The sequence below is a fragment of the Methylobacterium sp. CCH5-D2 genome (genome assembly GCF_001556475.1).
In the GTDB taxonomy this organism is placed as follows: Bacteria; Pseudomonadota; Alphaproteobacteria; order Rhizobiales; family Beijerinckiaceae; genus Methylobacterium; species Methylobacterium hispanicum.
This window is the reverse complement of record NZ_LSIX01000062.1, coordinates 1-210: the sequence shown is the minus strand read 5'-3', so window position 1 is coordinate 210 and position 210 is coordinate 1. Positions and strand designations below refer to the sequence as shown.

The 210-nt window shown below is 76.2% G+C and carries 1 pseudogene; it reads right to left on the bottom strand.

Annotation, left to right across the window (positions count from 1 at the left end):
• A pseudogene (locus AX737_RS33960) lies at positions 1-210 on the bottom strand (hypothetical protein); the annotation flags it as partial.

Genomic DNA, 210 nt, shown 5'->3' with positions numbered 1-210 from the left:
CCGGCCGATCTCGGCCACCGAGGCGCCGAGTTCCTCGGCCGCCGCCGCCACGGTGTTGACGTTGGTGGACGCCTCCTCGGCCGCGCTCGCGGTGGTCGCCGACAGCCCGGCCGTCTCGGCGGCCGTCGCCGTCATGGTCTGGGCGGTGGCCTGCAGCTCGGTCGCGGACGACGAGACCGTGCCGACGATGCCGCCCACCGCCCGCTCGAA